This window comes from Vibrio sp. D173a, assembly GCF_030248475.1.
This window is the reverse complement of record NZ_JAHGAH010000016.1, coordinates 20285-42702: the sequence shown is the minus strand read 5'-3', so window position 1 is coordinate 42702 and position 22418 is coordinate 20285. Positions and strand designations below refer to the sequence as shown.

The 22418-nt window shown below is 46.2% G+C and carries 24 protein-coding genes; 14 read left to right on the top strand and 10 right to left on the bottom strand.

All coding sequences use genetic code 11. From position 1 onward, the window contains the following. Positions 1-128 precede the first annotated feature (128 nt). A complete protein-coding gene (gene msrA, locus KIV40_RS02705; RefSeq protein ID WP_285347906.1) occupies positions 129-767 on the top strand; it encodes a peptide-methionine (S)-S-oxide reductase MsrA in 639 nt (212 codons plus the stop codon). Positions 768-816: 49 nt separating this feature from the next. Here the strand turns inward: msrA and KIV40_RS02700 are convergent, their stop codons facing one another. Further along, positions 817-1017 carry a DUF1107 domain-containing protein gene (locus KIV40_RS02700; RefSeq protein ID WP_005528565.1) on the bottom strand — a complete coding sequence of 67 codons (201 nt, stop codon included), beginning with the start codon at positions 1015-1017 and terminating at the stop codon, positions 817-819. A gap of 216 nt (positions 1018-1233) precedes the next feature. Between KIV40_RS02700 and KIV40_RS02695 the strand changes: the two genes are divergently transcribed. The 7 genes from KIV40_RS02695 (at position 1234) to KIV40_RS02665 (ending at position 6914) form a co-directional block, all read left to right on the top strand. Further along, on the top strand, positions 1234-1785 hold the full coding sequence (locus KIV40_RS02695; RefSeq protein ID WP_285347905.1) for a YtfJ family protein: 552 nt from the start codon (positions 1234-1236) through the stop codon (positions 1783-1785). A gap of 164 nt (positions 1786-1949) precedes the next feature. Continuing rightward, positions 1950-2249 carry a DUF2607 family protein gene (locus KIV40_RS02690; protein ID WP_285347904.1) on the top strand — a complete coding sequence of 100 codons (300 nt, stop codon included), beginning with the start codon at positions 1950-1952 and terminating at the stop codon, positions 2247-2249. A 98-nt stretch (positions 2250-2347) separates the two neighbouring features. Further along, the gene (locus KIV40_RS02685) at positions 2348-3100 is read left to right on the top strand and encodes a DUF2796 domain-containing protein (RefSeq protein WP_285347903.1); all 753 of its coding nucleotides are present in this window, start codon (positions 2348-2350) and stop codon (positions 3098-3100) included. A gap of 52 nt (positions 3101-3152) precedes the next feature. After that, complete coding sequence (locus KIV40_RS02680) at positions 3153-3881, top strand: ABC transporter ATP-binding protein (protein WP_105064731.1); 729 nt, start codon at positions 3153-3155, stop codon at positions 3879-3881. Next, entirely contained in the window at positions 3878-5137 is a 1260-nt protein-coding gene (locus tag KIV40_RS02675) for an ABC transporter permease (RefSeq protein ID WP_285347902.1), read from the top strand. Before KIV40_RS02680 ends, KIV40_RS02675 begins: the two co-directional genes overlap by 4 nt. Positions 5138-5142: 5 nt before the next feature. Further along, positions 5143-5637: a DUF3299 domain-containing protein gene (locus KIV40_RS02670; protein ID WP_005430529.1), complete on the top strand. Its 495-nt coding sequence runs from the start codon at positions 5143-5145 to the stop codon at positions 5635-5637. A gap of 371 nt (positions 5638-6008) precedes the next feature. Beyond that, the gene (locus KIV40_RS02665) at positions 6009-6914 is read left to right on the top strand and encodes a TIGR03899 family protein (RefSeq protein WP_285347901.1); all 906 of its coding nucleotides are present in this window, start codon (positions 6009-6011) and stop codon (positions 6912-6914) included. A gap of 90 nt (positions 6915-7004) precedes the next feature. On the opposite strand, the gene cysC is transcribed toward KIV40_RS02665, so the two are convergent. From cysC to cobA, 5 genes are all read right to left on the bottom strand, one after another. Further along, complete coding sequence (gene cysC / locus KIV40_RS02660; protein WP_005430514.1) at positions 7005-7622, bottom strand: adenylyl-sulfate kinase; 618 nt, start codon at positions 7620-7622, stop codon at positions 7005-7007. A 24-nt stretch (positions 7623-7646) separates the two neighbouring features. Continuing rightward, positions 7647-9371: an SLC13 family permease gene (locus tag KIV40_RS02655; protein WP_285347900.1), complete on the bottom strand. Its 1725-nt coding sequence runs from the start codon at positions 9369-9371 to the stop codon at positions 7647-7649. A 210-nt stretch (positions 9372-9581) separates the two neighbouring features. Beyond that, complete coding sequence (gene cysN, locus KIV40_RS02650) at positions 9582-11012, bottom strand: sulfate adenylyltransferase subunit CysN (RefSeq protein ID WP_005528550.1); 1431 nt, start codon at positions 11010-11012, stop codon at positions 9582-9584. 18 nt (positions 11013-11030) lie between these two features. Beyond that, on the bottom strand, positions 11031-11939 hold the full coding sequence (gene cysD / locus KIV40_RS02645; RefSeq protein ID WP_005430587.1) for a sulfate adenylyltransferase subunit CysD: 909 nt from the start codon (positions 11937-11939) through the stop codon (positions 11031-11033). Between the two features lie 58 nt (positions 11940-11997). Then, entirely contained in the window at positions 11998-12873 is an 876-nt protein-coding gene (cobA, locus tag KIV40_RS02640) for a uroporphyrinogen-III C-methyltransferase (RefSeq protein WP_051119262.1), read from the bottom strand. A 275-nt stretch (positions 12874-13148) separates the two neighbouring features. On the opposite strand from cobA, the gene cpdB reads away from it, so the two are divergent. Next, positions 13149-15110 carry a 2',3'-cyclic-nucleotide 2'-phosphodiesterase gene (gene cpdB, locus KIV40_RS02635; protein ID WP_285347899.1) on the top strand — a complete coding sequence of 654 codons (1962 nt, stop codon included), beginning with the start codon at positions 13149-13151 and terminating at the stop codon, positions 15108-15110. Between the two features lie 97 nt (positions 15111-15207). Next, the gene (locus KIV40_RS02630) at positions 15208-15780 is read left to right on the top strand and encodes a Crp/Fnr family transcriptional regulator (RefSeq protein WP_228174649.1); all 573 of its coding nucleotides are present in this window, start codon (positions 15208-15210) and stop codon (positions 15778-15780) included. Positions 15781-15846: 66 nt separating this feature from the next. Here the strand turns inward: KIV40_RS02630 and dbpA are convergent, their stop codons facing one another. Continuing rightward, complete coding sequence (gene dbpA / locus KIV40_RS02625) at positions 15847-17226, bottom strand: ATP-dependent RNA helicase DbpA (protein ID WP_038890894.1); 1380 nt, start codon at positions 17224-17226, stop codon at positions 15847-15849. Between the two features lie 146 nt (positions 17227-17372). On the opposite strand from dbpA, the gene KIV40_RS02620 reads away from it, so the two are divergent. Next, complete coding sequence (locus tag KIV40_RS02620) at positions 17373-17825, top strand: GNAT family N-acetyltransferase (RefSeq protein ID WP_285347898.1); 453 nt, start codon at positions 17373-17375, stop codon at positions 17823-17825. Next, positions 17826-18680: a DMT family transporter gene (locus tag KIV40_RS02615; protein WP_012126883.1), complete on the top strand. Its 855-nt coding sequence runs from the start codon at positions 17826-17828 to the stop codon at positions 18678-18680. An 82-nt stretch (positions 18681-18762) separates the two neighbouring features. Here the strand turns inward: KIV40_RS02615 and KIV40_RS02610 are convergent, their stop codons facing one another. Beyond that, entirely contained in the window at positions 18763-19359 is a 597-nt protein-coding gene (locus tag KIV40_RS02610) for a LysM-like peptidoglycan-binding domain-containing protein (RefSeq protein WP_041853250.1), read from the bottom strand. Positions 19360-19590: 231 nt separating this feature from the next. On the opposite strand from KIV40_RS02610, the gene KIV40_RS02605 reads away from it, so the two are divergent. Both KIV40_RS02605 and KIV40_RS02600 read left to right on the top strand, forming a co-directional pair. Continuing rightward, positions 19591-20211, top strand: coding sequence for an FKBP-type peptidyl-prolyl cis-trans isomerase (locus KIV40_RS02605; protein WP_005437303.1), 621 nt, complete (start codon positions 19591-19593; stop codon positions 20209-20211). Between the two features lie 152 nt (positions 20212-20363). Further along, positions 20364-20843 carry a DUF2780 domain-containing protein gene (locus tag KIV40_RS02600; RefSeq protein ID WP_285347897.1) on the top strand — a complete coding sequence of 160 codons (480 nt, stop codon included), beginning with the start codon at positions 20364-20366 and terminating at the stop codon, positions 20841-20843. A gap of 157 nt (positions 20844-21000) precedes the next feature. On the opposite strand, the gene rplQ is transcribed toward KIV40_RS02600, so the two are convergent. After that, positions 21001-21381, bottom strand: a complete 381-nt coding sequence (gene rplQ, locus KIV40_RS02595) for a 50S ribosomal protein L17 (RefSeq protein ID WP_005383141.1) — start codon at positions 21379-21381, stop codon at positions 21001-21003. 26 nt (positions 21382-21407) lie between these two features. Further along, positions 21408-22400 carry a DNA-directed RNA polymerase subunit alpha gene (locus tag KIV40_RS02590; RefSeq protein ID WP_005383143.1) on the bottom strand — a complete coding sequence of 331 codons (993 nt, stop codon included), beginning with the start codon at positions 22398-22400 and terminating at the stop codon, positions 21408-21410. Between the last annotated feature and the right edge of the window lie 18 nt (positions 22401-22418).

Genomic DNA, 22418 nt, shown 5'->3' with positions numbered 1-22418 from the left:
AATAACGCCAATTGAAGGCTAAGTCTGTAATATTAATAGGTTTACCACGGTCTATGTCATCACAACATCATATTCAGACTGAATATAATCATTCGCAAAATTAAGACTCGTATTGAAGGACAAATACCATGCTCAACAAACAGACAATGATCAGTATAGAAGATGCGCTGCCAGGTAGAGAGGCATCAATGCAAATCGATGACACGCATTTTGTAAATCAATCGAGTTTAACGGCACAGCCGCAAGCTCACCAACAACAGATTTTATTGGGAATGGGTTGCTTCTGGGGAGCAGAACGATTGTTCTGGCAAATTGAGGGCGTGGTATCCACATCCGTCGGTTACGCAGGGGGTTACACACCAAACCCAACTTACGAAGAAGTGTGCACAGGCAAGACAGGACATACCGAAGTGGTCCGAGTGGTCTTTGATGATCGCGTGATTTCTCTTGAGCATTTGCTTGCCGCATTTTGGGAAAAGCACGATCCAACTCAAGGGATGCGCCAAGGCAACGACTTAGGAACGCAATACCGCTCTGCGGTTTACACCTATTCACAAGAACAGCAAGACGCAGCCGAACGTTCAAAGGTCCAGTATCAGCAAGCTCTGCAAGAAGATCAACGCTCAGCCATCACGACAGAAATTGAACCTGCTGGTCCGTATTACTTCGCTGAAACTTACCATCAGCAATACCTAGCGAAAAACCCGAACGGCTACTGTGGTTTAGGTGGCACTGGGGTTTGTTTCCCACCAAGCCTTCAAGGTTAAGCCTAAACTAAAAAGAGCGACGAAAGTCGCTCTTTTACAATTCTTGTCATTACACTGGGAGAGATAAAATTGCTTGATTTACTTCTCTAAATACAGAGAGTTGTTGGGGGTTTTTGATATCAGGCAACAGCACCTTTCCGTTATCAAAACGGAACTGACCAACACCTGCAATTGAAAACTGACCTTTGAATAAAGTCTTAACGAAACGCGCCACCTGACGTGGACGGTAAACAGCAAACTCACGTAGCATAACCACCTCAATATCCTTTTGAGAAAACACCGATTGCTCTTTCCATGGCAACCTTTATGCGCAATTTGCGACAGGGTTCATTCTATCAAATTCCTTTCTCAAAGCAACAAAATTAAAACATCATATGTTAAATAATTGTTATAAACGGTTCTACATTTTTATTCACTGTAAGTATATACTTGGAAAGTCTCACACCCCCATATGGAACATAACAATATGAAAACTAAGACTCTCCTCCCTTTTTTCCTTGCTCTTGCTCCGGGTCTAGCACTGGCTCACAACTTATCAGTTGGTGAAAGCGTGCCAGCGGCGAAAGTAGACGCCTACGGTGAAATCGTATTGCAAGGTGAAGGCGTGGCTTATCAACCTTGGGCTACGCAACAAATGCTCGGTAAAGTCCGTGTCATTCATGCAATCGCAGGGCGCAGCAGCTCAAAAGCAATGAACGCACCACTAATGACAGCGCTAACTGAAGCGAAATTCCCAGAAGACGCTTACCAAACCACAACCATCATTAACCAAGATGATGCAGTTTGGGGAACTGGTTCATTTGTCAAATCATCGGCGCAAGACAGCAAACAAGAATTTCCTTGGTCATCAATGGTCCTAGATGAAAATGGTGTAGTGGCAAATAGCTGGGCTCTACAAGAAGAAAGCTCAGCCATCATTGTGCAAGACAAGCAAGGTAAAATTCTCTTCATCAAAGAAGGGGCTCTCAGCACGGATGAAATCGACCAAGTTCTTGGTCTAATCAAGCAAAATATCTAGTCTTAATTGCTCCTTGCCGTCTTTAGGTGAGGAGCAAACTCCCGAAAACTTGCTTCTAAGTTATTATTTCATAACAGATAATCCATCTCCATTTCATAAAAGAATGAACTTTTCTGCCAAATGGGTGTTATATTATAACACTAGGTATCGTTTCGGGCTTTAAGATGTACTATCGCTGGCAAGCAATCTCACATCATTGGCGTCGCACTGTGGTCTTACTCAGTGTTGCGTTACTGATCGCTTGGAATTTTGCCACTATCGCTCATCAACTTGACCTAGTCCCGGAGCACCACAGCCACCATCATTGCCAAATGTTTGCTGGCTCGCATCATGGCCTGGTAAAGGCTCAACCAGAACTTCTCGTACCAACTTATCAACGCTCGACATACTCAGACGTGATCAAAAAACGTTTAAATGTCAGTGATGTGCGCTATACAGCACGCGCGCCGCCTATTTTTGCTTAAACTTAAGAAGCCTCCATACTAGAAATTAAACGAGTTGCTAAATACATGATTTAAATTAGCAATCTCAATAAAACATTTAAGCAAATTAGGAAAAGAAAATGCCTTCTAAACACGCTCTAGCTCTTGTTATCGGCCTATCTCTAGCAGCAACCGCAAACGCAGAAGAATATCGTCAACACGAAGCACACGTGCACGGCCACGTAGAATTCAATATTGCTCAAGATGGTAAAGACCTACTGATCGAAATCACTTCTCCAGGCGCGGACGTTGTTGGCTTTGAGCACGCACCTGAAAACGCCGAACAAGAGAAGGCACTTGGCGATGCTGTTACTGCTCTAAAAAACACCGACCAGTTGTTTGCTATCAACAAACAAGCGAAATGTGTGATTGAAGATGTTCACGTATCCCACACCCTAGGCCAAGATTCTCATGAAGGTCATGAACACCACGACCATGAGGGCCACGATCACGATAAACATGACCACGAAGGTCACGATCATGACAAACATGACCATGACAAGCACAAAGACCATGATCACGACGAACATGACCATGACAAGCACAAAGACCATGATCACGACGAACATGCACATGATGATGACCACCACGATCACGAAGGTCATGAACATCACGACGAGCATGAGGGTCACGATCATGAACACGGCGGCCACGGTGAATTCACAGCAGAATACCGCTACCACTGTGACTCTGTTGCCGATCTAAACAGCATCAATACCACTTGGTTCAAGCAATTCCCTGCAACAGAATCAATCAGTGCAAACCTATTCACTGACACTACTCAGTCTGCGACTAGCCTAAGCAAAGACAACGCAAAGATCGCAATTAAATAAATCACTTGGCGTGTAAGTACTTACTTACACGCCATTGCTTTGGTAATTTATTATGACTGAAACCACGTTAAACGTTGTTGAGCTCTCTAATGCCCAGTTTGTCTGGCCCGGCTCCGAAAACGCGACCATTAACATCCCCCAGTTACACATTGCTCAAGGCGAGCATGTCTTTATCAAAGGCCCAAGCGGCTGCGGTAAATCGACTCTGCTTGCCCTGTTAACAGGCATCAATACGCTCACATCCGGTTCATTGTCTGTATTAGACACCGATATCGCGAGTTTGAGAGCGAGTCAAAGAGACAAGTTTCGCGCCGATCACATTGGCTATATCTTCCAACAATTCAATTTGTTGCCTTATCTCAATGTGATAGAGAACGTTCTTATTCCATGCCAATTCAGTAAAATTCGCCGCGACCGCGTTACTCCAAATGCTTCAACGACATCACTGGAAGAACAAGCGACGACGCTACTGGAACGTTTGCGTTTACCTAAAGCCCTGCATGACAAACCGGTATCAGAGCTCAGTATTGGTCAGCAACAACGTGTCGCAGCAGCGCGTGCTTTGATCGGTCAGCCTGAACTGGTGATTGCCGATGAGCCCACATCGGCACTCGATCATGACAACCGCAAAGCATTCATTGAACTCTTGATGGAGCAAGCCAACCTTGCCAACGCGACGTTGGTCTTCGTCAGTCATGACCCGACGCTAGAATCCTTATTTGACCGAACACTTAATCTGCCTGAAATCAATCAAGCGCATAACCCAGGAGCCGCATCATGAGTGCTGTTGTAAAGCTCGCTTGGAAAAGCCTGATGAACCGTAAAGCGACCGCTATTCTCACCATCATGACGGTTGCCATTTCTGTTGTTCTATTATTAGGCGTAGAGCGCATTCGAACCCAAGCCAAAGATAGCTTCGCTAATACTATTTCTGGAACTGACCTAATTGTCGGAGGTCGCTCAGGACAAGTGAACCTGCTGCTGTACTCAGTATTCAGAATCGGCAATGCCACCAACAATATTGACTGGAAGAGCTACCAAGAGTTTGCGAACCACCGAGCCGTCGATTGGGCTATCCCAATCTCGTTGGGTGATTCACACAAAGGCTTTCGAGTGATGGGCACCAACCACAGCTATTTCGAACATTATAAGTACGGAAGTAAGCAACCACTCACATTCTCAGAAGGCCGAGAATTCAATGGCTTATTTGAAACCGTACTTGGCTCTGATGTTGCAAAACAACTCGGCTATAAAATTGGTAGCGAGATAATCATTGCCCATGGCATCAGTGATGTTGGCTTTAGTCGTCACGATAACTTGCCATTTAAAGTTGTCGGTATTCTGGCTCCGACAGGCACGCCAGTGGATAAAACCGTCCACGTTTCCCTAGAAGCGATTGAAGCAATTCACGTCGGTTGGGAAAGTGGCGCTCGCTTGGGCCCGACACCAAGTGCCGCAGACCTCAAAGCCAGAGATTTTCAACCAAAGCAGATCACTGCGATGCTGGTCGGGTTGAAGTCACGCATCCAGACTTTTGCTCTGCAAAGACAAATCAACACTTATCCGAAAGAGCCTCTTAGTGCCATCATGCCGGGCGTCGCTCTGCATGAATTATGGGGAATGATGTCGGTTGCGCAACAAGCACTGATGGCAGTCTCAGGCTTTGTAGTCGTGGCAGGTTTATTGGGTATGTTGAGTAGCTTGCTGACCAGCTTACAAGAACGCCGCCGTGAAATGGCCATCCTGCGCGCAATGGGAGCAAGACCTAAACACGTCTTCTCGCTACTGATCAGTGAAGCGAGTTTACTCACGTTTGCTGGCATCATTACCGGCGTTGCGGGCTTGTATTCCATTCTTGCCCTCTTGCAACCAATAATCCAACAAAGTTATGGTATACACCTAACCTTAACGGCACTGTCGCCGTATGAATGGATGTTGCTTGGCTTTGTACAGTGTGCAGGTATTGTGATTGGCTTCATCCCAGCATTCCGTGCTTACCGACAATCGCTCAGCGATGGAATGACAATTAGGATTTAGTAAAAATGTGGAAAAAAATACTCGCTAGCTGTTTGCTACTGATTTCCTTCACTGCACCAGTAATGGCCAGTGACGAACCGCTGAAACTCGATTGGATTGATCTTGTGCCAGAGAATGAGCGCAAGATGTTCGACAGTGTCGGCATGCCAGCTACAGACCACAACGGTGGGGCGGCACTTCAATCTAAGATTGGTAATGTTCGTCCTGAGCTTAACGGCAGCAAAGTGAAAATCCCAGGCTTCGTGATCCCATTAGAAGGTGATGCGAATACGGTGACGGAATTCTTACTGGTGCCATACTTTGGCGCTTGTATCCACGTTCCACCACCACCACCAAACCAGATCATTTATGTCAAATTCCCGAAAGGTGCACCAGTACAGGAGCTATGGGATGTCATTTATGTGGTGGGGACTCTGAAAACTGAAACGATCGAACATGAGTTGGCAGAAACGGCCTACGTGATTGAAGGCTCATCAATTGAAGCCTACGATGATATGTAGCTTGTTTGATAGCTAATAACTTGGTTGCTAATCAATAACTCAGTTGATTAGTAGAATAGATACACTAGGCGTCGCTTCGGCGCCTTTTTTATGCCTGCCAGATATATATTTAGTTACACGATATAGCGAGACAAATACGCGAGTATACCGACATACAAAACCAAAAGTAGCGCTATCGACAGGTGTTTTCTCAGTTTGCTTACGTCTGAATATCTCATCAGCCCTCCAAAATAATGATAACAATTTTAACAACTCATTATCATTTTGAATAGCCCTATTCTGTCAAAATCCGGACATGCCTCTCTGGTCGAGAAAACAGGAAAGGTGTAAATTTAAGCAAGCGCTAATCGCCAGTCTTGGTAGGAAATGAAATGGCAGAACCAACAAAGCAACCTGTTGTTATCGAACACGAACCCACACAACAAAAACATACTCACCACGAAAAGAAGTCTGGCTACATTAAAGACAGTGCGAGCCGTGTTCAAAGCATTGCTCAAATCTACGGATTAGATGCTTTGTTGCAAAACGATCCTCCAGCTAAAACTGCACTTGAACGCGCTCAGTTACGTGAACAACGCCGCCAAGAACAAAGACAAAAGAACTTAGAGCAAATCCTCAAACTGGCGCACAGCTCATGTCGAGATGAGACCGCTGGTGAGCCAGACCAAGACTGGTTGTATCGTTTTTTCGATATGGCGCAAGACATCCACAACAGCTCAATGCAAAAGCTCTGGGCGCAAGTCATGAAGCGCGAAGTGACCAACCCCGGTTCAACTTCGATGAAAGCACTTAAACTGCTGAAAGACATGTCGCCGAGAGAAGCCCAAACTCTGCAACGTGCCGCGACGCTAGCGTGCAGTTTTGGTGGAGATAGCAGTCGCAAACTGCTGATTGGCTACAAAGCGCATGGCGGGATGTTCAGCTTTGGCAAACGCGACACCACCAGCAACCTTAATATGGGCAGCTTCCAACTGCCTTATTCGAGCTTGTTAGTATTGATTGAATTGGGACTGCTGCACAGCACTGAATTAGAGTCAGGAGAGATTGGCATTGAAACGCCTTTGATGCTCAGCTACCAAGGTAAGAATTTGTCATTACAGGTGAATACAAAAGGTGTGCGTCTGCTTTACTACCGCTTTACTCCGACAGGTAATGAGTTGTGTAAACTGCTTGGAAATAAACCTAACAACCAGTATTACGATCAGATTTTAGTACTTTTAAATCAAATATTTAGCGTTCATAGCGAAGCAAAAACCACAGTAAACCACACCGTTTAGTACATAAAAAAGAGCTTTTGGTCACCTATGATCCAAAAGCTCTTTTAACTGCTCAGTGACTTTTTGGCCACCTATGATCCAAATGCTTTTTTATCGGATCACGCCGCGTTGTCTAAGGTCGATTAAACATAACTCCACCAGCTCTTCGACACTCTTTTCGCCCGCTGGCAAATCAATTTCTGGGCTTGCTGGAGCTTGATATTCAGAGTCAATACCGGTGAAATTCGGGATTTCTCCTGCGCGTGCTTTTTTGTACAAGCCTTTCGGATCGCGACCTTCACACACTTCTAAAGAGGCATTAACGAACACTTCAATAAACTCGCCCTCTGGCAACAGATCACGCACCAATTGACGCTCTGCGCGGTGAGGAGAAATAAATGCCGACAGAACAATCAAACCCGCGTCTGCCATCAGTTTCGCCAGTTCACCAATACGACGAATGTTCTCGCGACGGTCTTGTTCAGAAAAGCCTAAGTCGCTACACAAGCCATGACGAACATTGTCGCCATCAAGTAAATAAGTGTGATAACCCAATTCGGCTAAGCGATTTTCCAATGCACCTGCCACCGTTGATTTGCCCGCGCCAGATAGCCCAGTAAACCAAAGTACCGCAGGCTTCTGCTTTTTTAATCCAGCACGAAACTGTTTATCAACCGAGTGCTGATGCCAAACGATGTTTTCATCTTTTACCGGAGTTTCGGCAGTCATAACGTATCCTTGTAAATTTACAGATTAAAACGGAAAGAAGACCGGGATCAGCGTCAGTACTAGCACTGAATACACGATGGAAATCGGCACGCCGATTCGCACATAATCGGTCAATTTGTAATTCCCTACGCTGTATACCAACAAATTGGTTTGGTATCCGTAAGGAGAAATAAAACTGGCACTGGCGCCAAACAGCACCGCCATGATGAAAGGCATTGGGTCAACGCCATAACCTACCGCCATGCTATAACCAATAGGGAAAGAAAGCGCCGCCGCCGCATTGTTGGTCACGAGCTCAGTTAGCACTAAAGTCATAATGTAAGTGGCGACTAGCGCGCCAAACACACCCCAGCCATTAAAGGCTTCAATAAACATATCGCCCATTCGCACCGATAAACCGGATGTAATCATTAGCTGGGCGATAGACAACGCCGAGCCCACAATCACAACAATATCGATTGGGAAGCGGCGACGAAGTTCGGAAAGTTGAATCACGCCAAAAGCAAGTAGCGCAATCAGATAAGCTGCCAGACCTTTGATAATCGGTACGATCTCTAGCAACGCACAGCCAATCACTGCTGCAAAACCAAATAACACCAAAGCCGATTTGTTGGCGTCTAAACGCGCGCTGGAATCCAGATCGTTCACCAATACAAACTCTTTACGGTGAGCTCGACGTTCCGTCTCAAAGCGCTTACCGGGCACCAAAACTAACGTATCGCCCGCAGCTAAAGTGATGTTACCTAAGCCACCTTCAAGACGTTCATGGCCACGACGAATCGCCACAACCACCGCATCAAAACGGTCACGGAAGCGGCTCTCTTTCAGTGTTTTATGACAGAAAGTCGCCGATGAACTGACTACCACTTCAATAAAGTTCTGTCCGTTAAGGTGCTGATGGCCAAACAGCGTTAAACCTGGAATTTCTTGCAATGTTGCGACACTCTCTACATCGCCACAGAACAGCAATCGATCTTTGGCATTCAGAACAAAATCAGGTCCAACAGACGGAACCGTCACACCATCGCGAATTACTTCAGCAAGGAACAACTTTCTCAGGGCACGCAGGTTATTTTCGGTAATGGTGCGCCCAACCAGCGGCGACCCCGGTTCAACTCGAGATTCTAAGAAGTAAGGTAAATCTTCTTGGCTTTGGTCATCGTAATTGGGCAACAGATAGCTCAGCGGGATTAGAATAAGCACACCGCCCACCAACACCGCTAAGCCAATCATGGTTGGAGTAAAGAAGCTCAAGCTTGGCAGGCCGGCATCTTCAACAAAACTGTTGATGATTAAATTGGTCGAGGTACCAATCAACGTCAACGTACCACCAAAAATCGCTGCATAAGAAAGCGGAATCAAAAGCTTAGAAGGCGCATGTTGTTGGTTGCGTTTAATCGCGCCAATTAACGACACCACAACCGCGGTGTTATTTGTGAAAGAAGAAAGTAAAGCGGTAGAAAAGCCCAACTTGGCAATCACACTGCCGAGATGGCCTTCAGAAATACTGCGACTGACCCAGCTGATCAATAAGGTTTTTTCTATTGCGCTCGATGCGAGGATCAGCAGCACTAGGGTCAGAAGTGAAGAATTAGTAAAGTTTGCCGCAATGGTATTGAGCTCAATCATCCCCGCCATAAAGGCGATGAAAGCGGCTCCAGCAAATACGTAACTTGGTTTAATTTTGGTTACGAGTAAACAAGTGATAATGCCAAGCAAAATCGCTAATACAAATCCTTGTTCCCACATAGCCAATCCTTACCAATAAACCCGATACGGGCACAACAACGACTCGTGCAAACTTAGCTGCACGGAGTGACAAACGAGTAACCAGACAAAAAAGCAAAGCAAGCGAAAAAGAACGCCAGAATGCTCGGTTTCTTGGGCTTCCGGAGCATTCTGGATTCGGGGGAAATCAGCCTGACGGGTTTCGCAATCCAGTCAGGCTAGGTGAACCAATTACTTCTTCAATAACTGGCTCAGATCTTTAGCTTCCCAATGCGGGAAGTGCTTACGAACCAAAGCATTGAGTTCAAGTTCGAACGCTGAAACATCCGCAAGACCACGCTCAACAGCCGCCAAACTTTCTTTCACCATGCCGGCACCTACTGTTACATTGGTTAGACGATCGATGATGATGAAGCCGCCGGTATCGGCACAATCTTGGTAGTTATCCAATGCGACAGATTCGTTCAGCGACCACTCACACAAACCAATGCCGTTGAGTGGCAATTCAGCTGCACCGTGAGTCGAAAGATTGTTGATGTCGTACTGATGACGAATCGCTTCAACGTGACCAACCGTCTTCTTACCAGCAATCTTAATGTCGTAATCACGACCTGGTTGCAGCGGTTGCTCTGTCATCCACACTACGTCAGCCAACAAGTGGTTGGTTGATTCCACTTGCGCATTTTCCAGCACCAGCAAATCACCACGACTGATGTCGATTTCGTCATTCAGCGTCAAGGTCACAGCCAGACCGGCTTGTGCTTCCTGTACATCACCATCAAAAGTCACAATACGTGCAACGGTTGAGGTTTTGCCTGACGGCAGCGCCTTAATCGCATCACCTACTTTCACCGAACCCGATGAAATCGTGCCAGCGAACCCACGGAAGTCGAGGTTAGGACGGTTTACATACTGAACAGGGAAACGGAAATCACCTTCGCCTTTCTCATGGTCAACATCCACAGTCTCAAGTAGCTCAAGCAAAGATGGACCTTCGAACCAGCTTAGGTTCTGTCCTTTCTCTACTACGTTGTCGCCTTCTAGCGCTGACAACGGAATGATTTGGATATCCGTCTCACCCGCTAGGTTTTCTGAGAACTGCAGGTACTCATCGCGGATCTCTTCAAAACGTTCTTGTGAGTAATCCACCAAGTCCATTTTGTTGATAGCAACGACGAAGTGTTTCAAACCCAGTAGGTTAGAAATAAATGAGTGACGACGCGTTTGGTCCAACACACCTTTACGTGCATCAACCAGAATCACAGCCAAATCACAGGTCGATGCACCTGTTGCCATGTTACGCGTGTACTGCTCATGTCCTGGCGTGTCAGCAATGATGAACTTACGTTTCTGCGTCGAGAAATAACGGTAAGCCACATCAATGGTGATGCCCTGCTCGCGTTCTGCTTGTAGACCATCTACCAGCAATGCCAAATCTGGCTTTTCACCCGTTGTGCCTACGCGTTGGCTATCCGAGTGAACTGCTGCTAGCTGATCTTCATAAATTTGTTTTGAGTCGTGGAGTAAGCGACCGATTAGGGTACTTTTACCGTCATCTACCGAACCACAAGTCAGGAATCTAAGTAACGACTTGTACTGGTGTTGTTTTAAATAGCCTTCAATACCAAGCTCGGCTAATTGAGCTTCAACTGCACTGTTCATTATCTTTCCTTAGATCCTTTAGAAGTAACCTTGACGTTTCTTAAGCTCCATCGATCCTGACTGATCGTGGTCGATCGCACGACCTTGGCGTTCACTTGAGGTTGCCACCAACATTTCTTCGATGATGCCTGTTAGCGTGTTTGCTTCAGACTCAATCGCACCAGTCAGCGGGTAACAACCCAAAGTACGGAAACGAACACTCTTCTCTTCAATCACTTCACCTGGCTCTAGCTTCATGCGGTCATCGTCTACCATAATCAGCATGCCATCACGCTCAACAACCGGTCGCTTGTCTGCAAGGTACAGAGGCACGATCTCGATGTTTTCTAGGTAGATGTATTGCCAGATATCCAGCTCAGTCCAGTTTGAAAGTGGGAACACACGAATGCTCTCCCCTTTGTTTACTTGACCGTTGTATGTTTTCCAAAGCTCTGGACGTTGGTTTTTCGGATCCCAGGTATGGTTCTTATCGCGGAATGAGTAAACGCGCTCTTTTGCACGTGACTTCTCTTCATCACGACGTGCACCACCGAATGCTGCATCAAAACCGTACTTGTTCAGAGCCTGCTTCAAACCTTGAGTCTTCATGATGTCGGTATGCTTTGAAGAGCCGTGCACAAATGGGCTACAACCCATTGCTAGACCCTCTGGGTTCTTATGAACCAAAAGCTCAAAGCCGTATTTCTCAGCGGTACGATCACGAAACTCGATCATCTCGCGGAATTTCCAATCCGTGTCTACGTGCAGCAGTGGGAATGGAATTTTGCCTGGGTAGAAGGCTTTGCGCGCAAGATGCAACATGACTGATGAATCTTTACCAATCGAATACATCATGACTGGGTTATCGAACTCAGCAGCAACTTCGCGGATGATATGAATACTCTCCGCTTCGAGTTGTTTAAGGTGAGTTAAACGTTGTTGGTCCATGTTTTGTCTTTCCTTTTTAAGCTTGAAGGCTCATTAGTCCCTAATCTTTGGTCTGAAATTATATGGAGCTGGCAATAGCACTTTTGTTGAATTCAGTACTAGACAAAAACCAGTCCAACTTTTGAGACAGACGCACAACTTCGCCGACAACAATCAAAGACGGAGCTTGAGCTTCTTTAGATAATTCAGATAGTTGAGAAAGTTCTCCGGTGAAAACTTTTTGCTGGATTTGCGTACCGCGCTCGATGATGGCGATAGGGGTTGAGGCTGCCCTACCATGTTTGATGAGCTGATTCTGAATATAGTGTGATTTCATCAGCCCCATGTAGATCACTAAAGTCTGATTCCCACGCGCTAATGTCGACCAATCCATGTCGTCACTTTCTTCTTTCAGATGACCCGTAACAAACAGCGCTGACTGCGCGTAATCACGATGCGTCAGCGGAATACCAGCATAAGCGGTCGCACCTGCAGCAGCTGTAATGCCCGGAACCACTTGGAAACGCACACCAGCATCAGCCAAAACTTCCAGTTCTTCACCACCGCGGCCAAACACAAATGGATCGCCACCTTTAATGCGCACCACTTTGTAGCCTTGCTTAGCAAAGTCCACCAGCAGCTGGTTGGTCTTTTCTTGCGGCACACTGTGGTGCCCAGCACGTTTACCCACGCACACCAAAATGGTTTCGCTTGGAATTAACGCCATGATCTCGTCAGACACTAGGTAGTCGTAAAGCACGACCTCAGCTTGTTGTAGGCAGTTGAGTGCTTTCAGCGTTAATAGCTCAGGGTCACCCGGACCGGCACCAACAAGGGCAACTTCACCCGGTTGAAGAGATTGCTTGCTGAAACGCGGAAGATCGGCAGCTCGGTTATCCGAAACCAGCCGAGGCTTGTTGATTGGAAAATTCGTTACTGAATCGTTAACTGCCATGTGCTTGCTCATCATCCATTGATATCGTTATGGATGGCATTATGGCGGTGGGTTTATATTACCGGAAATTCTAAAATTTCATTTTTTATTCAAAAAACTGCTAAGAAGCTTTTGTTAGGTCTCATTCAAAATGGTGAAAAAGGCATCAGTCTGACACTTTCCTCCGCATTTAATTGCCTAATGCTCACAGTTTTCTGCATCTTAGCCTGAGCTTGCACTAATATTTGTTACATTACGCTGTACGACCCCTCTATCCCATTTAATTGGAGCACCTCATGAAAATGGCAGTTAATCCCGTATCCGTCGCAGTTTTAAGCGGTATGTTGACGCTTGCAGGTCCAGCAATGGCGGACACTATTAAGCTACGTATTATCGAAACCACCGACATTCACACTAATGTGATGGATTACGACTACTACAAAGATCAGCCTTCTCAACAAATCGGCCTTAGCCGTGCAGCTACACTGGTTAAGCAAGCTCGTGAAGAAGCAGTGAACAGTGTTTTGGTCGACAATGGCGACTTGATTCAAGGCAGTCCGATGGGCGATTACATGGCAGCGAAAGGGATTAACGCTGGCGAAATCCACCCGGTGTACAAAGCGATGAACCAGTTGGATTACGATGTAGGTAATATTGGTAACCACGAATTCAACTACGGCCTTGAGTTCCTGAAAAACTCTATCGACGGTGCGAACTTCCCTTATGTTAGTGCTAACGTTTTCGACAAGAAGACAGGCGAGCACTACTTCAAACCTTATCTAATTAAAACGCACACGTTCAAAGACACTGATGGTCAAAGCCACGAAATCAAAGTAGGTTACATCGGCTTCGTCCCGCCACAAATCATGGTATGGGATAAGAAGAATCTAGAAGGTAAAGTCTTCGCTGAAGACATCACTGAGACAGCGAAAAAGCTGGTTCCTCAGATGAAGAAAGAAGGCGCAGACGTGATTGTGGCGATTCCACACTCAGGCATTTCGACTGACCCATACAAGCTAGGCGCTGAAAACTCGGTTTACTACCTCACAGAAGTTGAAGGTATTGATGCGATTGCATTTGGTCACTCTCACGCGGTATTCCCGGGTAAAGACTTTGCCAAGCTGCAAGGTGTAGACAACGCAAAAGGCACAATTAATGGCGTAACCGCAGTCATGCCAGGTCGCTGGGGTAGCCACGTTGGCGTAATGGACTTGATGCTGAAAGAAAAAGACGGCAAGTGGCAAGTGGTTGAAGGTCAATCTGAAGCGCGCCCTATCTTCGATAAAGCCAACAAGAAATCTTTGGCCGAAGCTGATAAAGGCATCGTGGATGCACTTGTTGATGACCATAAAGGCACACGTGAATTCGTCAACCAGCCAATCGGTAAAGCAAATGATGTGATGTACAGCTTCCTAGCGCTTGTACAAGATGATCCAACGATTCAAATCGTAAACCTAGCGCAGAAAGATTACGTGGAACGCTTTATCCAAGGCGACCCAGATCTTGCAGACATTCCAGTAGTAAGCGCAGCGGCACCATTTAAAGTGGGCGGACGTAAAGACGATCCAAATGGCTTCACGGAAGTAGAGTCCGGCCAGCTGACTTTCCGTAATGCCGCGGATCTTTACTTATACCCGAATACGCTGGTAGCAATGAAGGTTAAAGGCAAAGAAGTTCACGAATGGCTAGAGTGTAGTGCAGGTCAGTTCAATCATATTGATGTTAACAGCACCCAACCTCAGTCTTTGATCAACTGGGATAACTTCCGTACTTACAATTTCGACGTGATGGATGGTGTGAACTACCAAATCGATGTTACTCAACCGCCGAAGTACGATGCGGATTGTAAAGTGATCAACCCAGATTCACAGCGTATCGTGAACCTGACTTACAACGGTAAACCGGTTGATCCGAAACAAGACTTCATCATCGCAACCAACAACTACCGTGCTTACAGTGCAACCTTCCCGGGTACTGGTCCGGACTTCATCGCGTTTGATTCTCCAGATGAGAACCGCTCTGTAGTGGCCGCTTACATCTCTCGCATCAGTAAAGAGCAAGGTGAAGTAACACCAAGCGCGGATAACAACTGGTCATTCGCACCAATCAAATCGGATAACAAACTTGATGTTCGTTTTGAAACCTCACCAAGTGATAAAGCTGCGCAGTTCATCAAAGAGAAAGGGCAATACCCGATGAAACGTGTCGCCACTGACGAAGTTGGTTTCGCGATTTACCAAATCGACCTGAATAAATAAGGCAAGTTTAGCAATAATTTCAAGCGGCTCTCATGAGCCGCTTTTTTGTTGTTAGTAAAAACCGTTAGAATGACGAAAACCGTTTCTGAGTTATCACATGCACAGCGATCTTTTTTCAGACTTAATCAACCATGGCTTCCTTGAAGATGAAGCGAATCAGCTTATTGAACATGGACAACAGCTTGAACTGCCAACGCGCCATATTCTCAATCACCAAGGTGAGTTCAGCTCTCATATCTACTTTGTATTAGAGGGCTTGTGCCACGCCAGCTATCTGACTGACAAAGGGAAGGAATTCAGTAAAGAGTTCTACTGGGAAAAAGATTGGGTGATTGGCTTTGAAGGGCTTATCAAGAATCAGCCATCGCCGTACTTATTAGAAACGCTGACACCTTGTCATCTGTTTTGCTTGCCGATTGAAGTGCTACACCAATGGCGTGAAGAAAAGCATCCTATCTACTTAAAGCTGCTCGAAGCACAGCTGATGCATAAAGAAAACAAAGAACGCTTTATGTTGCTCTACTCACCGGAAGAGCGCTACCAACTGTTTTGTCAGCATTATCCAGACTTAGAGCAGCGTATTACCGATAGCCAGATTGCCGCTTACTTGGGGATTACAGCGATCAGTCTTAGCCGAATTAAATCGCGCTTAAAGAAAGGCTATGAATAAGATCAGGTAGGCAGGAAAAAACAAAGGCGCTCATATCGAGCGCCTTTGCACTAAATGAGGTTCTGCTTACTTCAGAATACGAGCACGGAATTGACGACCTTTCATCTTACCGTTGCTGATGGTTTGCAGTGCTTTCTTCGCCACAGATTTCTCTACCGCAACATAAGAACGCATCGCCATTAGCTGGATCTTACCCACTTGTGCACCCGTGATACCATTTTTACCGGTCAAACAGCCAAGGATGTCACCCGCACGTACTTTCTGTTTCTTACCGCCATCGATATTAATCGTCACCATCTTCGCTTGGTATGGTTGCTGAGTTGATTTCGCTGGCAGTGTTGCTGGTACCACATCCATCTCTAGGTACTCTTCAATACGAGCCACACGTAGACCATCTTTCTCACCAAAGAAACTGAACGCCAGACCTTTGCTGCCCGCACGACCAGTACGGCCGATACGGTGAACGTGTACTTCAGGGTCACGAGACAGTTCGAAGTTAAATACTGCATCAAGGTTGTCGACATCCAAACCACGCGCCGCCACGTCTGTTGCAACAAGGATAGAGACACTCTTGTTAGCAAACTGGACTAGAGCTTGGTCGCGCTCACGCTGTTCTAGATCGCCATGAAGATCCACCACACTGAAGCCTTTGTGATGCAGTTCATCTGCTACATTCTGTACTTCTTTCTTGGTATTACAGAACACCACCGCTGACTCTGGCTGGTGCGTCAGTAGTAGGTTCGCCAAAGCTTCATCGCGTGCTTCTGAGCCTTCAACGTTGTAAAAGTACTGCGCGATGCTCGACGTATCGTGTGTCGATTCTACTTTGATCATCTCTGGCGATTGCATAATACGTTGAGCAATCTGTTCGATCTTCTCAGGGAAAGTCGCACTGAATAGCAGTGTTTGACGTTGTTTAGGCGCAGCATCAATGATCGCATCAAGGGCGTCTTGGAAGCCCATCTCCAGCATGCGGTCTGCTTCATCTAGAACCAGCGTGTTTAGCTCTTCTAGGTTAATGCGACCTTTCTCTAGGTGATCAAGGATACGACCTGGCGTACCCACCAGAATATGAGCACCATGCTCTAGTGAACCGATTTGCGGTCCCATTGGCATGCCGCCACATAGTGTCAGTACTTTAATGTTGTGAATACCACGACCTAACGTACGGATCTCTTTCGCCACCTGATCAGCCAGTTCACGCGTTGGGCACAACACCAAAGATTGTACACGGAAGCGCTTCACGTTTAGGTTGGACAATACGCCCAGACCAAATGCCGCCGTTTTACCTGAGCCTGTTTTGCCCTGACCAATCACATCACGCTGATTCAAAATCGCAGGTAAGCTCAACGCTTGAATTGGCGTCATATGGGTGTAGTTCAATGATTCAAGCGTCTCTAGTAGCGCTGGATTAAGCCCTACTTGGTCAAAAGTTTGTTTGCTCACAGGGAAATATCCTCAGGTGGGATGAAAAAGAGGGCACATTATCGCCAGATTTGTCACGAAGACCAGTGAAAATTAACCATTGTTAATGAGTAATAGCAGAAAACGACGTAAAGTCAGCTGCATTCGCTCATTAATGGATATTGAAAATGATCAACTGGACTGCCCTACCTTTCTCTCAACTGACAACAACACAACTCTACGAGATGCTGCGCCTGCGCGTTGATGTCTTTGTGGTGGAGCAAACCTGTCCTTATCCAGAACTGGACGGCAAAGATACACTGGAAGGCGTTTTTCACCTATTGGGCTACAAAGACGATGAACTGGTTGCCTGCGCTCGTCTATTGCCTGCTGGCACCACTTACGACAATGTCAGTATTGGTCGTGTAGTAACCAAGCAAAGCGCTCGTGGTGGTGGTCTTGGACATGAACTGCTTGAGCAAGCCCTGCAACATTGCCAACAGCTTTGGGCAGGTAAAACGATAGATATCGGTGCGCAAGAACACCTGATGGCTTTCTATGCGAGTCATGGCTTTGAAGTCATTTCCGAAAGCTACCTTGAAGATGGTATCCCCCATGTCGATATGCGCCGAGTGAGCTAAATGTCACCTCACCACCTGGCGTTACTATTACTGGTTATCGGCAACTTGGCGGCGTCACTCTCCGATGTCGCCGTCAAACTGATTGAAGGCGGCATTAGCCCGTTCCAATATATGTTTGTGCGTCAGTTGGCTTCCCTGCTGCTCATCCTACCTTTCTATCTCAGACAACAACCGGATAAACGTAGCCTAAAGCAAGCACCTATTACCTTGTTGCGAGCGCATCTAATATTAATTGGCAGCGGATGTATGATGGTTGCGGTGACTCACCTCCCTCTGGCAACTGCCAACGCGGTTTTTTACGCAGCGCCGATTTTAATGTTGCCGCTGTCGATATTGTTCCTCAAAGAGCATCCTCCACTAAGTAAAATCTTGCTCACTTGCTTCGGGTTCCTTGGTGTCCTAGTGGTACTCAGACCGGATCATTTTCATTGGGCTGCATTGTTTGCACTCGGCACGGCGACCACACTGGCAATGTTTAATATATTGGTAAGAAAGCTACCCAGTGAACAGTCTGTCGTCACCACACTTTGGTGGACCACTCTATTCTCGTTACCCATCTCTGCAGTACTAGCTGGGTTTTACTGGCAACCTATGACGGGACAGGAGTTGGTATTAGTCATCGTGAGTGCGGTTTGTATCTTAAGTTATAACGGTTTGGCTGTACTAGCGTATCAGAAAGCGCCAGCCGGAGAGATAGCACTCGCCGAATACTCTGGCTTAGTGTTTGTTACGCTCTTTGGGATATGGTGGTTTGACGAGATCCCGGACTGGCTGACAGCGGTAGGGATCCTAATGATTGTGTTGCCGCTCTTGCCATGGAATAAAAGAAGACGACTCACCAATCGAGAGGCATAAGATTGGGATACCACCACAAGCAAACGGAACGACATAAAAAAGGCGCGAATCATCGCGCCTTTAGAATGTTTGTTACTGAACGTTATTTATTACGCCCGAATGTGCCATCAGATAAACGGAAGAACATCACCGACTCGCCACTTTTCTCAAGCTGAAGCATATCTAATTTGCCATCGTCAGCGAGCTTAAAGCGAACCAATTGCCCCTGCTTGATTCGGCTTAGTGGCTTGTCGCTGCCTTCAATTTTAACTAAGGCATTCAAGTCCGCCATCGGCAGTTGGTTACTACGGAATACTTGAGCCAACGTATCACCGTTCTTTACCGTGTACTCTTTCCATTGCTCAGATTTTGGCTCTGAGTTTTGCGCTGAACGCTGCTCACTTAAACTTTGCGCATTCAACTGAATGGCAACACGTTGATTCTCGACTTGAGTGTCATCAATAAGTGTTTCAGTATCTTTTGGCACTGGGATGATCAGAAGCACCAACACCACAGGCACCAATACCATTAGTGCACGCTGATGTAGTTTTGGAAGGCGTTGCCAAAACTGAATGACTGGCTGTAATCTCTCCTGCCACTTCTCTTTGTTAAACGGCTGCTTCCAATCGATAGCAGCGAGCTTTTGTTTCATCAATTCGACATGGTCGACTTGCTGCTTTTTCTTTCTGCGACGATTCATTCTGATGAGTCCCTTAATACTTCTAATCTCAGTATAAAAATACCAGCGCGGAGAGTATATGTTTTTCGCCAAAGTAAAATGTAATTTGGCGTAAATTAGCAGAAATTTCACTTGGAGTAAGAGATAAGTCACACCCTCTGCTCCAGAATGCGACATTCGAGCGCAATCATTTAAACCGAGGCTCGAACCTGATATCCTGTGCCTTTATCACTCCTAATAAGAGCGACATTCATGTCTGAAATTAAATTTGAAACTGCAGAACAGAAAGCTAGCTACGGTATTGGTCTGCAAATGGGTCAGCAACTAGCTGGTTCTGGTCTAGAAGGTCTTAGCGTTGACGCTATCGCTGCTGGTATTGCAACTGCACTAACTGGTGACATGCCATCTATCGAAATCGACGAGATCAACAACGCACTGCAAGAGCTACACACTCGTGCAGAAGCAGTTCGTCAAGAAGCAGCTAAAGCAGCAGCAGCTGACGGCGAAGCGTTCCTAAAAGACAACGCTCTACGTCCAGAAGTAAACGTTCTTGAGTCTGGTCTTCAGTACGAAATCATCACTGAAGGTACTGGTGAAATCCCAACAGCAGCATCTCAAGTACGTGTTCACTACCACGGTGAGCTAACTGACGGCACTGTATTCGACAGCTCTGTATCTCGCGGTCAACCAGCTGAGTTCCCAGTGACTGGCGTAATCAAAGGTTGGGTTGAAGCACTTCAACTAATGCCTGTTGGTTCTAAGTGGAAACTATACATCCCACAAGATCTAGCATACGGTGAGCGTGGCGCAGGTGCTGCTATCCCTCCGTTTGCTGCTCTAGTATTCGAAGTAGAACTACTAGACATCCTGTAATTGAGACTCTTCTCAATACAAATTCGAAGCGGCGCTCACTAGCGCCGCTTTTTTTTGTCTAAAATAAACAGACTTAAGCTCAACAACCTTAATGTCTATGTTATCTTAAGTAGTGAATAAACAATAACAATCGCAAGCCACACGGAGGTATTATGCGTAAAACACTCCTCACCTTAACGCTGCTTTCAATGAGCATTGGTACAGCCCACGCTTTTCTTGATGCTGTCACCGATAAAGAAAGCCAGGAAGGTTTAATGGACATGGTCAGCCAAGGCATGAATGCGGAATCATCACCGCTCACCGACTTACTCACTAGCCAGCTTCCGGTTTCGACCGAACAAGCAGTCGGCGGTACGGGTGCCCTTTTAGCGTTGGCACAAAGCCAACTGTCAGATCAAAACAGCAGTGAACTAAAATCTCTGATCCCAGGAATGTCGAGTTTGGATGGTGCGCAAAGCTTATTAGGTAATATTGAAAGTTTAAGTGCAGTACAAAGCACGTTCGATAAGCTGGGCTTAGACCCGTCGATGATCAGTCAGTTTGCACCAGTGATACTTGGCTATCTAGGTGGCCAAGGCGCAAGTGAAGGTTTGTTGAATTCGCTAAGCGGGTTATGGGGTTCAGACAACTAAGAAGTTTCGCCTAAACATAAATTAAGATGAAAGATTCGATTATCGAAGATTAGCGTTGAGAGGGGAAACGGAAAACTCAATTTGTTTCGCTTTCAAATACGACAGATACAAAAAAGCCGAGCTAATGCTCGGCTTTTTTTGTTCTTACGAACTGAGATTACTCAGCAGCTTCTTCAGCAGCTGGGCGATCTACAAGCTCAATGTAAGCCATTGGAGCTTTATCACCAGCACGGAAGCCAGCTTTTAGGATACGAGTGTAACCGCCCTGACGAGCAGCAAAACGTGGACCTAGTTCGTTAAACAGTTTTGCAACTACTTCGTTGTCACGAGTACGTGCAAATGCTAGACGACGGTTAGCAACACTGTCAGTCTTAGCTAGTGTAATCAAAGGCTCAACTACGCGACGTAGCTCTTTTGCTTTTGGCAAAGTAGTCTTGATAACTTCATGACGTACTAGAGAGCTAGCCATGTTGCTGAACATCGCTTTACGATGTGAGCTGTTGCGGTTGAGTTGACGACCACTCTTACGATGGCGCATGACCTAATCCTTCTAACTAGTATCGATTAATCTTCAGCGATTGATGCAGGTGGCCAGTTTTCTAGGCGCATGCCCAGAGACAGACCACGTGACGCAAGTACGTCTTTAATCTCAGTAAGAGATTTTTTACCAAGGTTAGGCGTTTTAAGTAGCTCAACCTCAGTACGTTGTACTAGATCACCGATGTAGTGAATCGCTTCTGCTTTCAGACAGTTAGCAGAGCGAACTGTTAGTTCAAGATCGTCTACAGGACGCAGTAGGATCGGATCGAATTCTGGCTTCTCTTCCTTCTCCTCAGGTACACGTACATCACGAAGATCTACGAACGCATCCAATTGTTCAGCTAGGATAGTAGCTGCACGACGGATTGCTTCCTCAGGTTCTAGAGTACCGTTCGTTTCCATATCGATAACAAGCTTGTCTAGATCAGTACGCTGCTCTACACGAGCTGCTTCTACAGCGTAGGCAATTTTGTCTACAGGGCTGTAAGTAGCATCTACTAGTAGGCGACCGATTGGACGCTCATCTTCTTCGTTATGGATACGCGCAGAAGCTGGAACATAACCACGACCACGTTCTACTTTGATACGCATTGCGATCTCAGCGTTGTCATCCGTTAGGTGACAAATAACGTGTTCAGGGTTAGCGATCTCTACATCACCGTCATGGGTGATGTCACCTGCAACCACAGGGCCCGAGCCTGATTTGTTCAAAGTAATGAACACTTCATCTTTGCCTTCGGCAACGCGTACAGCCAAACCTTTAAGGTTTAGAAGAATTTCAAGAATATCTTCTTGAACGCCTTCTTTAGTGCTGTACTCATGAAGTACGCCTTCGATTTCTACTTCTGTTACAGCACAACCTGGCATAGAAGATAGAAGTATACGGCGAAGTGCATTACCCAGAGTATGACCAAAGCCACGCTCTAATGGCTCAAGAGTTACTTTTGCGTGAGTCGAGCTGATTTGTTCGATGTCAACTAGACGTGGCTTAAGAAATTCTGTTACAGAACCCTGCATTGTGTCCTCTCTTTAGTT